Source organism: Bizionia paragorgiae, from assembly GCF_900107625.1.
GTDB lineage: Bacteria > Bacteroidota > Bacteroidia > Flavobacteriales > Flavobacteriaceae > Bizionia > Bizionia paragorgiae.
The window spans coordinates 145,479-158,903 of the sequence record NZ_FNQK01000005.1; the positions used below are offsets into that span (position 1 = coordinate 145,479).

A 13,425-nucleotide genomic window follows, 5' to 3' on the forward strand; every position below is an offset into this window, starting at 1 on the left:
TCTAAGTGCGAACAGTGGTTAGTTATTAATCAAAACATAAGCGTTTAAAGATGTAGCTATTAGTAACCATATCATATACGGTAATAGGAGGTAGCTTATAGCTTTAGGAGTGGTTTTGTATTTAAAAAAGAAGTAAAAAACAACTGCGGTTAACCCGATAATAGTGATTAATCCTAATAATACAAGGTGTTGATTAAAAAAGAGGTAATTCCAAATAACATTAAGAACTATTTGAAGAGCGAATACGACTTGTAGTTTCTTAGAAGTATTCTTATAAAATACGTAACTTAAATAGATGGAAAAGGCTATCATAATACTGGTCCATGCCGCTCCAAATACCCATCCTGGTGGGGTCCAAGGTGCTTTATTAAGACTTTGATACCAAGCTGACCTCGGACCGTTATCCATAAGCCAACTGCCAATTCCTAAAGCAGAAAAATTAATAATTAAGAAAATGAAAAACAGTTTTAAACGGCTCATAAATGTTTGGTTATTTTTTTGTTTAACGGACTGGTTATAGAGTAGTAGTAATCTATAAGATTACCTTTTGGGCTGACTAAGTATTTTTGGAAGTTCCATTTTACGGTGGAGTTTTTACTGCCATTTTTACTTTTTTGTGTTAGCCATTGGTATAAGGGGTGCTGGTTTTCGCCTTTCACATCTATTTTCTCTGTGATTAAAAACGATACACCATAATTGACTTCACAAAAGTTCCGAATGTCGGAAGCCTCTCCCGGTTCTTGATTTCCAAACTGATTACAGGGCACACCAATAACTACCAGCTTCTCTTTGTAACGCGTGCTAAGGGTTTCGAGATCCTTATATTGAGGTGTGAATCCACATTGTGAAGCGACGTTGACAAATAGTATGTGTTTTCCTTTAAAAAGAGATAGTTCAACGGGTTTACCGGTTAAACTCTGTATAGGTATCTCGTATAACGATTCGATGTTCTCGGCGCTATTAGGTTTTGATTTTTTGAAAAGAGAGTTGAAAAAAGAAGTCATAAGATATTATAGTTTAAAACTAACAAGACCGCAGTCCATTTTAAAGATTTGTCCAGAAAGAGATGCAGCTTTATCAGAGATTAAAAAAGCGGCCATATCGGCGACCTCTTCTGGGGTTAAGAATTTTTTTAAAGGATGGCGATCAGTTATATTCGCTACCATTTTATCGTTGCGTAAAAGTTTAGATGCTAATTCCGTATCGGTAACAGTGGGGGCAATAGCATTTACACGAATGGTAGGTGCTAATTCGGCGCCGAGAGATTTTACTAAGCCTTCAACACCAGATTTAGCCGTGGCAATACTAGCGTGGAAGGGCATTCCGAGTGTTGAAGCGACCGTGCTGAATAAAAGAATGGAAGGCTTGTGTCCTTGTTTTAATTTAGGGAGGTAGTGTTGAATGGTTTTAACAGCCCCAATGACGTTGATTTCAAAATCATTTCGAAAATCAGTGATTGATAATCGGGAGATGGGTTTCAGATTAATGCTTCCCGGGCAATAAATAATGCTGTCTAAAGCCTCAATATCGGGAAGGTCATCGGTTAGGATGTCACCAGAATAGTGTGTTAAATTTTGATGTGTTTCGGGAGGAGGTGTGCGACTAAAATTGTAAACCTGGAGATCGTTTACTAAAAGCTGAACAATCGCATGTCCAATTCCTTTGCTTCCGCCTACTACAACTATTTTTTTCATAAGATATTATTTTGAAAAAGGTAGCGTAGTAGGTGTTAACGCCTCTAGCTACTTTTTGGTCTACCTTTTAATCGTTTTTCAATTTTTTGTTTGATAACTGTAAGACGTTTCATAACGTCCATAAGCTCAGGATTTTTTGTTTCCTTATAAATTTCGTTTAAGCCAAGAATTAGTTCTTTTGCTTCACGTGAAGCAACTATTCGCTCATTGGTACTTTTAAATGAAGTGCCTTGTTGTTCAAATTCTAGTGCTTTTTCTAAAATATCCATTATTCGTTTTTTAAGTCGTGTTGCAATTCTATACATTTAGAAGGCTGTTAAGGGGCTTCTAAAATCAAGAAATTACTGTTGCCGTCATATCGTCTCGAATCCTCCGAGAAGAATAGCATAAATGTTTGGCATTATTTGTTACAGTAACACCTTCTATGCTTAGAATTGTTTGTATTCTGTTTTTTATTCGTTTTAGTAAATCGCCTTGATCGTGTATGACCTGTGAGTTACACCTTTCAAATTGATTTTTTTTAAGTATGTCAATAACCTTGCCATAAGATATAAACGACACTCTAAGGTCACCTAAAAATGTACGAAAAAGACGTGCATATTTAGGAAAGAACATTAAAGTTTTTCTAACAAAAATGATGTTACCCCAATACTTAACCTCAAATAAAGCAAATTTTATGATATTTTCACTATTTATATCAGAAAATATTTTATAGTACTGTTTTTTTATCGTAATAAACAGTGTTGCGATTAATGCAAGTATTACAATGTGAACAGGTGTGAGAATAAAATAGTTAATCATATTCTGGATTCTTAAAATATATACTGTTGGTCAAATTTCACTTTTATAGCCAACAGCTTGTCAAAGAACCTTTTATTTTCTTTAAATGTCCTAGTGTTTTTAAAATGAATATACTTTCCTTGAGCATGAATACTAGATCCGTTGATTTTATAGATCACCAAATGATAAAATGGGATAACCCAAGTATAGTTTGATAGTCCTTTATTAATTAGAATCAGTATACCACGAGGTCTCAATTCGATGTTGGCATAATTAGTATCCGATATGGTGTTGGTGATATGACTTAAGTTCGGACTAACTTCTTCAATGATCATGCGTTTTGAGCCGATGCCTCCTAGTTTTATACGTTCTAGAAAACCATAAGCACGACCAACACTAAGGTCTATAGCGTTCTGATCTTCTTTATTAGTATATGTTGTATTATAGAGCATCTAATAGTAGTATTTCTATCAAAGATACAAAATGTTTAACGAAATAATACAAAAGTTAAACAAAACTTTAATAGAACTAATAGTACTCTTTAAAACCAAGTAATTTCAGATGGATATTCTCTATGTTTAGTTTGCTTTCAATAGGGGTTTTACCTGAAAAAGGAGTTTAGGCATTGGCTAATTTATTAATCATCCCATTAAAAATTAAACCATGAAAGGGGAGTACACTGTACCAATAGAGTCGTCCTGCAAGTCCGCGAGGTCTAAAAACAGCGCGCTGATATACGATGCCTTTGTCGACTTTAAACTCTAGCCAAGCTTCACCGGGAAGTTTCATTTCGGCAAAGAGTAACAACCGCCCGGAATCTTTATCGGCTAAAAGCACACGCCAAAAGTCTAAAGCATCTCCTGTTTGAATGGAGGTTTTATTTGTTCTTCCGCGACGCAATCCAATTCCGCCAACTAATTTATCTATAGCGCCTCTAATTTTCCATAAGGTAGTACCGTAGTACCATCCGTTTTCACCACCGATAGCCCATATTTTTTCTAGAGTACGCGCCTCACTTTTAACTTTACGTTGTTTTATGTCTTTAAAACACCCATATTCTGGGACATTGATATATTTAGCGGAAACTCTTTTTTTAGAGCGGCTACTAACAAAAGAGTCTTTCCAACTGGAGGCAATACTGTTTTGTTCTATCTTAACAAAGGCTAATTTAACAGCTTTAGTGTACGACATAGGTTGCACGTCTAAGAGTTGGTTTATGTTGCTTGACTTACCTATAATCTCAACTCCCATACTATTTACCAGTGTTCTAGCGAGTTTGTATGAGGTGGAAGTCACAAAATAAAGCCAATAACTTGATAGTTTTGGGGTCATGATTGGCACTGTAAGTATATACCGCTTAAGACCTCGCACTTCAGCAAAACGAAGTAGCATTTGCTTGTAGGTTAAAACTTCAGGTCCAAAAATATCATGAGAGGTATTGTATAACTCTTCTCGTCCTAAACCTTTAGTTAAGAAACTGAGAATGTCGCGAATGGCTATGGGTTGTGTTTTGGTATTTAGCCATTTTGGTGCTATCATTACCGGAAGTTTTTCGACCAAATCTCTAATAATCTCGAACGATGAACTCCCGGAGCCTACTATAATACCCGCTTTAAAAACAGTTAAGGCATAGACATCCGACTCTAGGGTGTGTTCTACGTTTTGTCGCGATATAAGATGCTTTGATAATTTCGAGTCGTTAGTTATACCGCTGAGGTAAATTACTTGTTTGACCTTGGTAGTTTCTATATAGTTTTTAAAATTGATGGCGCAATCGGCTTCCATTTGCTGAAACGCGTCGACAGAATTCGACATGGAATGAATCAGGTAGTAGGCGGCGTCGATGTCCTTAGGGATGTTTTTTAAGGATTCTGGATCTAGAAAATCGGCTTCTACAATATGAACTTGAGATTCTTCAGAATACTGTTTCTCGGTTCGTAATTTTCCCCGAACAGCACAAATTACGGTATGACCTTGCTCTAATAATATTGGAATAATGCGTTTTCCAATATATCCTGAAGCTCCTGTTACTAATATTCTCATTGTATTTGGGTTTAAACGAGAGGTGCTAAAAGTCTTGATGATCAAAGACTCTGAGTCCTATCGAAATATAATTTATGTCTTAATTTTCAGAAACTGCTACAAACTACCTATATTTAACATTTAAAATAAACTCCTAATGAAAAAAGTTTTAGCGACCCTATTTTTTGTAGCCATCCTAGGAATAGCTGGGTATTTTACCTTTATCTATTATGTACCCTTTAGTGAAGGGATTCGCTCTGGTGAATTGATAAAGTTTAGTAAACGCGGTATGATAATAAAAACCTGGGAAGGGGAGATTAGTCAAGGGATTTCTGGCGCGCAAATATTTTCGTTTTCGGTAGAGCAAGATAATGAACAGGTTATTAACGATTTGCAGGAATTTCAAGGTAAATATGTTAAGGTTCGCTATCTCGAGCGTTATGGTTCTTTCTTTTGGCTGGGAGATACTAACCACTTTATAACCTCGGTAGAGTTAGAAAGTTCGCCTCATTTTGGAGGGCAACGTAATTAAAAAGAGTCCTTGCAGTTTTAAGTTTATACTATGCACAATGTAAAGCCCTTGACTATAAACAAGGACTTTCTTTTGCTTAAACTTTGCTATTAAATCATTGGAATGTTTGTTGTGAGCTCCTTAAAGCTGAAGCGTTTTATAGTTGTTAATTTTAATATGTTGCGCTTTGAGATCAAACATTAAATTATAAAGACCAAAAAAGGTTCTGTTGATATAGATAAAATGTTTTGAGCCTCGGTTACCATTCATTTTTCTCAATTCGGTGCTTTTACTATAGCGTTCGCCAAATTCAGCAATGGCATTAAAAAAACTAGGGTCTGAAAAATCAAAGGTCTCGCCGTGAAACGGTTTTGTGAATAAACGCAACATCCCTTGAAACATATCGTTAAAAAATGCTAACTCTTCCGGACTGTCTTCAGCGCGTAAAATTTCTAAAGCGTACATTTTTTCGGTAAATAATTTGGGGTCTTCTATCGTTTCCTTTTTCGCTAATTCGAAGTAGGGGGTATAAAATTCTTCTGGAACCGCTTTCATACATCCAAAATCTATAGCTATTAAGTCATGATCTTGAGAGACCATAAAATTCCCTGGATGCGGATCGGCATGCACTTTTTTTAAGACGTGCATTTGATACATGTAAAAGTCCCATAAGGCTTGCCCTAATACATTGGCTTTCTCCTGGTCTGTATTTGTATTAGTAAATTCCGATAAATGTATGCCATCCATCCAGTCCATGGTAATAATGCGTTCTGAAGACCACTCCTTATAATAGGTAGGGAACTTTAGATTAGGAATGTGCTTGCAGGCCTCTACAACGGCAGTACTTTGCTCTAATTCTAAGATGTAATTGGTTTCTTCTATGAGTTTGTTCTCTACTTCTTTAAAATACTTATCGGAATCTTTACCTTTTATATTAAACATTTTAATGGCTATAGGCTTTACTAGTGCTAAATCGGTCGATATACTATCGGCAACTCCGGGATATTGGATTTTAACTGCTAATTGTTTACCGTCTTTTTCTGCCAAATGCACTTGTCCGATACTTGCTGCATTTACCGATTCTAAGTTAAAGGTATCAAAGAGTTCATTCGGTGTTTTTCCAAAATACTGTTTAAAGGTTTTTGCTACTAGCGGTGCTGATAGGGGTGGGACAGAAAACTGTGACAGTGAGAACTTTTCGACATAGGCTTGAGGGAGCAGACTTTTCTCCATGCTTAACATTTGTGCCACTTTTAAAGCACTGCCTTTAAGTTGTTTTAAGCTGTCGTAAATATCATCGGCATTATTTTTATCCAATCGGTTCTTAGCCTCAGCTTCCGTTTTGGTAAATTTATCCCCGTAATATTTTAAGTAATTCACACCCACTTTAGCACCAGTGGAGACGAGTTTTGACGCTCTTTGAATTTTTGAAGTGGGTATTTTATCTATAGTTTTCAATAGTGACAGGTGTTAAATTAATGGGTGTTGAATTTTTCCTTATAAATAAACTTACCAAAGTCAATAAGACTCTTTAAAGGTTTAATATCTAAAAGATCGAAACTTGTGTTGACTGCTTTTTCAATGAATATATCTGTTTTTTCAAAGGAAGGCGAGCTGTCTTCTAACCAGAATTTTAAGGTTAATAAGAGTTGTAACCAAGCGGTTTCACGTAATGAGCGTTGTTGTAGTTTTTCTAGTCGCTCCTCTTTTATATCTAGGGTTTCAATATTTAAATGATCGATGTAATTACAGAAGCCCGTTTTTAACTCACTTAAAATAGATAACGACTTTAAGCTGTTCTTGTGTTTGTTTAAAGCGTAAACCACATAACTCCTGTTTGCAGTTAAATTCTCGAAAAATGTAAAGTAAAAACTTAATAATTTATCCCTTGCATCAAACTTTTTATAATCCTCGTTAGAATCTAATACGGCCAATGTATTAGTGAATAAGGCTTTAAAAACCCCTTCCTCCAGGCTTTCGAACGTTCCGAAGTGCTCATAAAATTTGGATTCATCAAAATTATTCAATTTAGAAAATGTATAAACAGATTTTGGCTGTTCATCATGCTCTAATACATAATCCATATAAAATGAGATAAGATCTTGATCTGTAATGTGTTTCTTTTTAGCCATTGTTTTAATTTTATGAGTTAAAGATACGTAATGTTTAACGATTTGTTATTAATGTTAAACAAAAATAAATGTTAATTTATAAGACTATCGGATTTCTATCGTGTACAAGCCAGAGGTTGACGTGCGATTTTATATTTAGTATTTTGTTAACAAACAAAGATTTCTTTATGCTTAAATTTACGAGTTAATAACTTAAACACATAATACGATTATGAGAAAATTACTTTTTTTAGCCGCTATTTTTTCGGCTTCTTTTGCATTAAATGCACAGGTTGAAATACCGGAATCGAGTCCCTTTACTAAAATAGAGCAGAAGGTTGGTTTAACCGATGTGACTTTAGAATATTCGAGACCAGGAATGAAAAATCGTGAGATTTTTGGAAATCTTGTTCCTTACGATAGAGTGTGGAGAACGGGAGCGAACTTTAATTCTAAAATCACGTTTAGTGAAGATGTATTAATAGGAGGTAAAGATGTGAAAGCAGGAACTTATGCTATTTTTACTAAACCAAACAGTTCTAAGTGGGATGTTTATTTTTATGCGGATACTCAAAACTGGGGTGCACCAGCACAATGGGACGATTCTAAAGTAGTTGCTACTGTAAAAGCAGAGACTTATAAGTTACCTATGAATATAGAAACCTTTACTATGGGCTTTGATGATTTAACAAGTAGTTCTGCTGTTTTAGGAATCATGTGGGAAAACATTTATGTAGCAGTACCATTTAGTGTGTATACGGATAAAACGGTAACTAAATCTATAGAGAAAGCTTTAAACGGACCTTCAGCAAATGATTACTATGCTGCTGCAACTTATTATTTAGAAGAAGGAAAAGATCCTAAACAAGCTAACGAGTGGATGAAGAAAGCTTTATCTATGATGAAAGATCCTAAGTTTTATCAATTAAGAAAACAAGCTTTACTTTATGCTGCTGTTGGTGATAAGAAAAATGCAATTAAAACGGCTAAATTATCATTAGAGAAATCTAAAGAAGCAGGGAATTTAGACTACGTTAAAATGAATGAAGATTCTTTAAAAGAATGGGGTGCACTATAGGACTCCTTTTTAAAAGACAATCATATAATAAAAAAGCGAACTTTTAAAGTTCGCTTTTTTTTATCTGTAGTTTTTAACGACTATAAATACATTTTAAAAACGCATCGCGGTTTTAATATTAAACACGCGTGGCGTTAAATAGTTCGGAATGGCATACTGACGCTTGCTGTACACATCGCGAACCCATGTATTTGTAATGGAGTTTTGGTTATCGAAGACATTAAAGATTTCAAATCCTAAAGACAGGTCTTTAAATGGTTTTTTCCAGCCACTATCGAATTGTTTTTTTGCATCGACAATCACAAACTGAAATCCGATATCAGCACGCTTGTAATCGGGTAGTCGGTTTTGGTATTGATAGGGGTCGGCATAGCTTGGTGACCCTCCCGGTAAACCGGTATTATAGACTACATTTAAGTACATTTTAAAATTAGGTAAGTTGGGTACATAATCCTGAAATAAGGCCGCAAACTTTAAACGTTGATCGGTAGGGCGTGCAATTGCTCCGCGGTTGTTTATGTTTTCTTCAGTTTTTAAATAGCCTAAACTAAACCAACTTTCTGTTCCTGGGACAAACTCACCATTTAATCTTAAGTCTAGTCCGTAGGCGTACGCTTCCGCGGAATTGTTAGCGCGATACCTAATACGTACGTTTTCTACTGCATACGGGTTTACATCCGATAAGGATTTGTAATAAAGCTCGCTAGTTAGCTTAAAAGGGCGTTCCCAGATATTAAAACTATAATCATTACCAATCACCAAATGAATAGATTGTTGTGCCTTCACATCCGGTTGCACTTGTCCGCTAGCATCTCTAAGTTCCTTGTAAAATGGTGGTTGATAATAAAATCCACCACTAATTCGAAATAACATATCGGCATTCCAATCGGGTTTTATCGCAAATTGGGCTCTCGGACTAAATACAGTGTGAGACTGTGAGGCGATACCTTCACCTTTTACGGTCCAACTATGAGATCGTACCCCGGCGTTGTACCAAACGTCATGCGCTCCAAGATTCGATTTTTTACTCCACTGGACATAAGATTGTAAGCGATTAATTTGTGTGTTGTTTTTTACGTTTACATTCTGAAAAGCGGTTAACGGACCTTCGTAAGGGGAGTAAGGTTGGTCGTTAAAGGCGTCTATAGTTGGTGGGTTGATAGAAAAGCCTGCGGAGTCAATAACTTCCCATTCTATAAGTCGGTCGCGAATATCTTCGTTGGTATATTTAACAGACCACTTAAACTCGTTACCTTTTTTAGTGTAGGTTCCTTTGTGTTCTAGGGTTGTAATTAAAGCATCTAAATCATTTCTCCCGTGGTTGAGTTGTCCGCCAATACCTTCAGAGAATTCTACTTCCCCTAAATCTTCATCGCCAATATTGGTGTTAACTTGTCCTAAGCGGTATTGGGCTAAAATATCAAAATGCTCTTCTTCGGTCGTGTGGTAGGTTGAAGCGACAAGATTTAAATTCAGGTTGTCATTAACTTGGTAGCTTCCTTGAAGCGCTCCAAAAAGCGTTTGGTACGAATCGCGCTCTTGACCTTCATAATACACCAATAAGGCCAAAGGGTCATCGAGCGTTCCAAAATTGGTTTGTCGGGTTTGCGGTTCGTAATTGTATTTGTTTAGAGAGGCATTTCCTAAAAAGCTTAGCGCAAACTTATCGGTAAACTGATACGTTAAATAACTCTGTAAATCGGCAAATTTAGGGTCGTAATTAGTTTCTGTTTCTTTAGCATCGACAAGTAAACTGTTGTCGCGGTAACGCAATCCGACAATTCCAGTAAATTTTGAATCTTTACTAACGGTTTCTAGAGCAACACTTCCTCCAAGTAAACTTAAATCGGCAGTCACTCCAAACTGATTAGGTTTTTTGTAAGTAATGTCTAAAACAGATGATAATTTATCGCCATACTTTGCTTGAAAACCACCAGCTGAGAATTCTATGTTTTCTACTAAATCACTATTTACGAAACTCAAACCTTCTTGCTGACCGCTACGGACTAAAAACGGACGGTAGACTTCAATGCCATTGACATACACTAAGTTTTCATCGAAGTTTCCCCCGCGAACCGAATATTGCGTGCTTAATTCGTTGTTGCTGCTAACTCCAGGTAAAGTTTTTAAAAGGTTCTCAACACCCGCATTAGCACCAGGAATTTTTCTAATTACAGCTGGAGATATCGTGATAATACCCTCTACATCCTTTCGTTTTTTACCGCTAATAACCACGGTAGAAATTTGTTCAATATTGACTTTTAATACCGGATTAAACTCAAAGACTTCTCCGTTTTTTAAATGTATAGTGGCTTGTACCTTTTTATGAGAGATATGAGTAAATTCGATAACCACATCAGTATTAGCAGGTATTTTAAGCTCATAATACCCGTTTTCGTTCGTTTTTGTTCCGTCGTAAACCGTTTTTATGTTTACGTTTTCAATAGGGAAATCACTGTCGTTTAAGATGATACCGTTTACCGTAGCCGTTTGTGCTAGGGTGAAAATGGGTAATAAGAAAACAATGAGTTTTAGAAAGTTGGCTTTAGTTGTCAATATGTTGTGATTTATTTTCTGTAAAATGTAGCTTCAAAAGTAGTACTATTTCCTACGTTATCTGTAACAATTACTTTTAAATTGTTTTTCGTTTCTGTGCTAACACCATCGTTAAAATCGTAGGTTAATAGCTTTGTTTTATAATCGTACTCCATTAAAATCCATTGTCCGTTAATGGTCGCACGGTAATTTGAGATACCGGTTGTTTTATCGTTTATTTTTAATTTTAAATAACGGTACTTACTTAGCCAAGCACCATCCTTAAAGCGGATAGGGGTAATGGTAGGTGCGTCGTTATCTTTAGCAATAGTATAGGTGCCTAAGTTTTTAGTGCGGGTGGTAAAGGTTTTACCTTTTTTTATCGTTCTCGAGTAACTCGGAAAATCATTCCATCCCACCAATCGCGCAATGTACAACTGGTTAAGATCTTCACTGTGGTACTGCTCTAAATTAAAAGTAACAGTAAAGTACTTTTTTAATGGAATAATAGGTTCGTGTAAAACGAGTGTGTCATTCTCCACTTGAAAATCTATAAAAAAATTATCGTAAAACGACTCTCTTGGAAAATGTACCGTCACATTATCTTTTTCTAAAATATTCTCCTGACTGGCTAAAATGTAATGCGGTGTAACTTTAAGGTCTAAAGAATCGATAGGATTTGTGCTAACACCATTAATTTCTAAATCGACTGTAGTAGTATTGTCTTTAAAATCTTTAATTTCCACTTTATAAACAGAAGCGGTACTATCGGCAATCGAAATATATCCATCCTCTGTAGTATTCGTATAAAGGCTTAGCGGGTTGTTGTTTTCAATAAATAATTTCTGAAGCTTGTCTTTTTCATTTTTATACAACTCATAATCCATTAATCGGTTAATGTGGTTGGTTTCTGAAAATGAAAAGCGTCTAAAATCGATTTCGAAATTTTTTAAACCGTTAAAAAATGAGGAGATATTGTACACACCATTTTTGTTAGCGGCTAAATCTTGTCGGTCTATAGTTTCTATAGCAAAACCAATTTTACCATAAGCCGTAATGTCTTCCACTTTATAATCGCCATCCGGTTGCGGAATTAACCGTAGTTTTTGTCGTTTTACAGAACCGTTTATATGCGCATCTTCACTTATAGGATAGGCGTACATGTTGCTCACCAAAGGTTTTGTGGTGTCTAAAACATCGATGCCAAAAAGTAATGGGTTTATAGGGCGTTCTTCGTTATCTCTAATTTCAAAATGTAAATGCGGTCCTCCAGAGCTCCCTGTATTTCCTGAGTAGGCGATGAGTTGTTTTTTGCTTACCGGTAATTCGCTAGGGGTAGGGAAGACTTCAATTTCGAACGATTCGCGCTCGTATTGTAATTTCTTGATATAGGTTTCCAATTCCGGGCTAAGTTTCTGTAAATGGGCATATACCGAAGTGTAGCCGTTAGGATGCGTAATGTAAATGGCTTTTCCGTATCCAAAATGAGCTATTTTTATACGACTGACATATCCGTCGGCTATAGCATAGACTTTTTTACCTTGAACTTGTTGGGTTTTAATATCTAAACCGGCATGGAAATGATTAGACCGTAATTCGGCAAAAGTACCCGACAAAATTATCGGAATATCTAAAGGCGAAGTAAAATAATCTTGGGGATAAGGATTTTGACTAAAAATAGTATAGCTAAAAAGGAAAAATAATAGGAATTTTCTCATAAATAGGGATTGTTATGGCTAAAATAGAAATTAGTAATCCGATTATCAAATATAATTAAAAATACAGGCGGTCTAGCCGATTTTAGGCTATTCTAATTATTTTTAAATTTTATGAAAAAAGAATTGCAAAATATATCTAGTTTATTAACTTTGTAATAATAAGTATTGAAATTTGTGGATGAGTAATATTGAAGATATAGTAGATGCTTTAGAAGATAAAATTGAGAAAATCTTGCACAAGTTAGACACTTTGCAGCAAGATAATTTAAGATTATCTAAAGCTTTAGAAAGCTCTCAAACCACTATACAAAGTCAACATAATCAATTGTTAGATTGGCAAGATAAGTATGAGACACTCAAAATGGCAAATACAATACTGGGCAGTGATGATGATAAAAGAGAAACAAAACTCAAAATAAATGCATTAATACGAGAAATAGATCATTGTATTGGTCAACTCTCCGAGTAATGCGACATAGCATAATATATGGCTGAAAAGCTAAAAATAAAGCTTTCAATAGCAAATAGAGTATATCCTTTGACCATTTTACCAAGTCAGGAAGAAGGATTACGAATTGCCGCTAAAAAAATTGACGCTATGATATCGCAATTTGAGCAAAGTTATTCTGTAAGAGATAAACAAGATGTTTTGGCCATGTGTGCCTTGCAATTTGCCTCTCAAGTAGAACAGAAAGCTTTAGATAACGAACATGTGAGCGAGCATATAGAAGATAAACTGAAAGGTTTAAATGCTAAATTAGAAGCTCATTTAAGTTCTTAAAACGTTCTTATAAATAAACTAGGTTACTGCCTACATTAATTATTTTTTTGATAAACTCAACGTTAATTCTTTAAAAAGGGTGAGTTTAAGTTGTAAAAGCGAGCTGCTAGTACTATGTATATAGAACTTGAGCAGATACTTGATCAGCTTGTTAGCCCTAAACTTGTTTTTAAGGAGTTTATACAAAACCTAAAT

At 35.5% G+C, this 13,425-nt stretch carries 15 protein-coding genes and 1 other RNA gene; 5 read left to right on the plus strand and 11 right to left on the minus strand.

Features of this window, described 5'->3' with window-relative positions; genetic code table 11:
* Positions 1-18: 18 nt before the first annotated feature.
* The 7 genes from BLV64_RS05000 to BLV64_RS05030 form a co-directional block, all read right to left on the minus strand.
* Entirely contained in the window at positions 19-480 is a 462-nt protein-coding gene (locus tag BLV64_RS05000; RefSeq protein ID WP_092133096.1) for a TspO/MBR family protein, read from the minus strand.
* Positions 477-1,004, minus strand: coding sequence for a glutathione peroxidase (locus BLV64_RS05005; RefSeq protein WP_092133097.1), 528 nt, complete (start codon positions 1,002-1,004; stop codon positions 477-479). The genes BLV64_RS05000 and BLV64_RS05005 overlap by 4 nt, the downstream gene beginning before the upstream one ends.
* A gap of 6 nt (positions 1,005-1,010) precedes the next feature.
* Positions 1,011-1,694, minus strand: a complete 684-nt coding sequence (locus BLV64_RS05010; RefSeq protein ID WP_092133098.1) for an SDR family NAD(P)-dependent oxidoreductase — start codon at positions 1,692-1,694, stop codon at positions 1,011-1,013.
* A 44-nt stretch (positions 1,695-1,738) separates the two neighbouring features.
* Positions 1,739-1,963, minus strand: a complete 225-nt coding sequence (locus tag BLV64_RS05015; protein WP_092133099.1) for a hypothetical protein — start codon at positions 1,961-1,963, stop codon at positions 1,739-1,741.
* A gap of 64 nt (positions 1,964-2,027) precedes the next feature.
* Complete coding sequence (locus BLV64_RS05020) at positions 2,028-2,495, minus strand: GTP cyclohydrolase I (RefSeq protein ID WP_092133100.1); 468 nt, start codon at positions 2,493-2,495, stop codon at positions 2,028-2,030.
* Positions 2,496-2,506: 11 nt separating this feature from the next.
* The gene (locus tag BLV64_RS05025; RefSeq protein ID WP_092133101.1) at positions 2,507-2,926 is read right to left on the minus strand and encodes a hypothetical protein; all 420 of its coding nucleotides are present in this window, start codon (positions 2,924-2,926) and stop codon (positions 2,507-2,509) included.
* Between the two features lie 166 nt (positions 2,927-3,092).
* Positions 3,093-4,517 carry an SDR family oxidoreductase gene (locus BLV64_RS05030; protein ID WP_092133102.1) on the minus strand — a complete coding sequence of 475 codons (1,425 nt, stop codon included), beginning with the start codon at positions 4,515-4,517 and terminating at the stop codon, positions 3,093-3,095.
* 136 nt (positions 4,518-4,653) lie between these two features.
* Here BLV64_RS05030 and BLV64_RS05035 point away from each other — a divergent pair, with 136 nt between their 5' ends.
* Positions 4,654-5,028, plus strand: a complete 375-nt coding sequence (locus BLV64_RS05035; RefSeq protein ID WP_092133103.1) for a 6-phosphogluconate dehydrogenase — start codon at positions 4,654-4,656, stop codon at positions 5,026-5,028.
* A gap of 120 nt (positions 5,029-5,148) precedes the next feature.
* On the opposite strand, the gene BLV64_RS05040 is transcribed toward BLV64_RS05035, so the two are convergent.
* Positions 5,149-6,465 (minus strand): ABC1 kinase family protein, encoded by a 1,317-nt coding sequence (locus BLV64_RS05040; protein WP_092133104.1) that lies wholly within the window; start codon positions 6,463-6,465, stop codon positions 5,149-5,151.
* A gap of 17 nt (positions 6,466-6,482) precedes the next feature.
* The gene (locus BLV64_RS05045) at positions 6,483-7,139 is read right to left on the minus strand and encodes a TetR family transcriptional regulator C-terminal domain-containing protein (protein ID WP_092133105.1); all 657 of its coding nucleotides are present in this window, start codon (positions 7,137-7,139) and stop codon (positions 6,483-6,485) included.
* 211 nt (positions 7,140-7,350) lie between these two features.
* On the opposite strand from BLV64_RS05045, the gene BLV64_RS05050 reads away from it, so the two are divergent.
* Positions 7,351-8,196 (plus strand): DUF2911 domain-containing protein, encoded by an 846-nt coding sequence (locus tag BLV64_RS05050; RefSeq protein WP_092133106.1) that lies wholly within the window; start codon positions 7,351-7,353, stop codon positions 8,194-8,196.
* 93 nt (positions 8,197-8,289) lie between these two features.
* On the opposite strand, the gene BLV64_RS05055 is transcribed toward BLV64_RS05050, so the two are convergent.
* Both BLV64_RS05055 and BLV64_RS05060 read right to left on the minus strand, forming a co-directional pair.
* Positions 8,290-10,752, minus strand: a complete 2,463-nt coding sequence (locus BLV64_RS05055; RefSeq protein ID WP_092133107.1) for a TonB-dependent receptor plug domain-containing protein — start codon at positions 10,750-10,752, stop codon at positions 8,290-8,292.
* Positions 10,753-10,763: 11 nt separating this feature from the next.
* The gene (locus BLV64_RS05060) at positions 10,764-12,449 is read right to left on the minus strand and encodes a M23 family metallopeptidase (RefSeq protein WP_092133108.1); all 1,686 of its coding nucleotides are present in this window, start codon (positions 12,447-12,449) and stop codon (positions 10,764-10,766) included.
* A gap of 178 nt (positions 12,450-12,627) precedes the next feature.
* Between BLV64_RS05060 and BLV64_RS05065 the strand changes: the two genes are divergently transcribed.
* From BLV64_RS05065 to ssrS, 3 genes are all read left to right on the plus strand, one after another.
* Positions 12,628-12,918 (plus strand): hypothetical protein, encoded by a 291-nt coding sequence (locus BLV64_RS05065; RefSeq protein ID WP_092133109.1) that lies wholly within the window; start codon positions 12,628-12,630, stop codon positions 12,916-12,918.
* Between the two features lie 18 nt (positions 12,919-12,936).
* Complete coding sequence (locus tag BLV64_RS05070; RefSeq protein ID WP_092133110.1) at positions 12,937-13,230, plus strand: cell division protein ZapA; 294 nt, start codon at positions 12,937-12,939, stop codon at positions 13,228-13,230.
* 54 nt (positions 13,231-13,284) lie between these two features.
* Positions 13,285-13,410, plus strand: a non-coding RNA gene (gene ssrS, locus BLV64_RS05075) — 6S RNA.
* The last annotated feature ends 15 nt before the right edge of the window (positions 13,411-13,425 follow it).

Coding starts and splice junctions, on each gene's coding strand:
- BLV64_RS05000 (WP_092133096.1), bottom strand. CDS start 480: ATGAGCCGTTTAAAACTGTTTTTCATTTTCTTAATTATTAATTTTTCT.
- BLV64_RS05005 (WP_092133097.1), bottom strand. CDS start 1,004: ATGACTTCTTTTTTCAACTCTCTTTTCAAAAAATCAAAACCTAATAGC.
- BLV64_RS05010 (WP_092133098.1), bottom strand. CDS start 1,694: ATGAAAAAAATAGTTGTAGTAGGCGGAAGCAAAGGAATTGGACATGCG.
- BLV64_RS05015 (WP_092133099.1), bottom strand. CDS start 1,963: ATGGATATTTTAGAAAAAGCACTAGAATTTGAACAACAAGGCACTTCA.
- BLV64_RS05020 (WP_092133100.1), bottom strand. CDS start 2,495: ATGATTAACTATTTTATTCTCACACCTGTTCACATTGTAATACTTGCA.
- BLV64_RS05025 (WP_092133101.1), bottom strand. CDS start 2,926: ATGCTCTATAATACAACATATACTAATAAAGAAGATCAGAACGCTATA.
- BLV64_RS05030 (WP_092133102.1), bottom strand. CDS start 4,517: ATGAGAATATTAGTAACAGGAGCTTCAGGATATATTGGAAAACGCATT.
- BLV64_RS05035 (WP_092133103.1), top strand. CDS start 4,654: ATGAAAAAAGTTTTAGCGACCCTATTTTTTGTAGCCATCCTAGGAATA.
- BLV64_RS05045 (WP_092133105.1), bottom strand. CDS start 7,139: ATGGCTAAAAAGAAACACATTACAGATCAAGATCTTATCTCATTTTAT.
- BLV64_RS05050 (WP_092133106.1), top strand. CDS start 7,351: ATGAGAAAATTACTTTTTTTAGCCGCTATTTTTTCGGCTTCTTTTGCA.
- BLV64_RS05060 (WP_092133108.1), bottom strand. CDS start 12,449: ATGAGAAAATTCCTATTATTTTTCCTTTTTAGCTATACTATTTTTAGT.
- BLV64_RS05065 (WP_092133109.1), top strand. CDS start 12,628: ATGAGTAATATTGAAGATATAGTAGATGCTTTAGAAGATAAAATTGAG.
- BLV64_RS05070 (WP_092133110.1), top strand. CDS start 12,937: ATGGCTGAAAAGCTAAAAATAAAGCTTTCAATAGCAAATAGAGTATAT.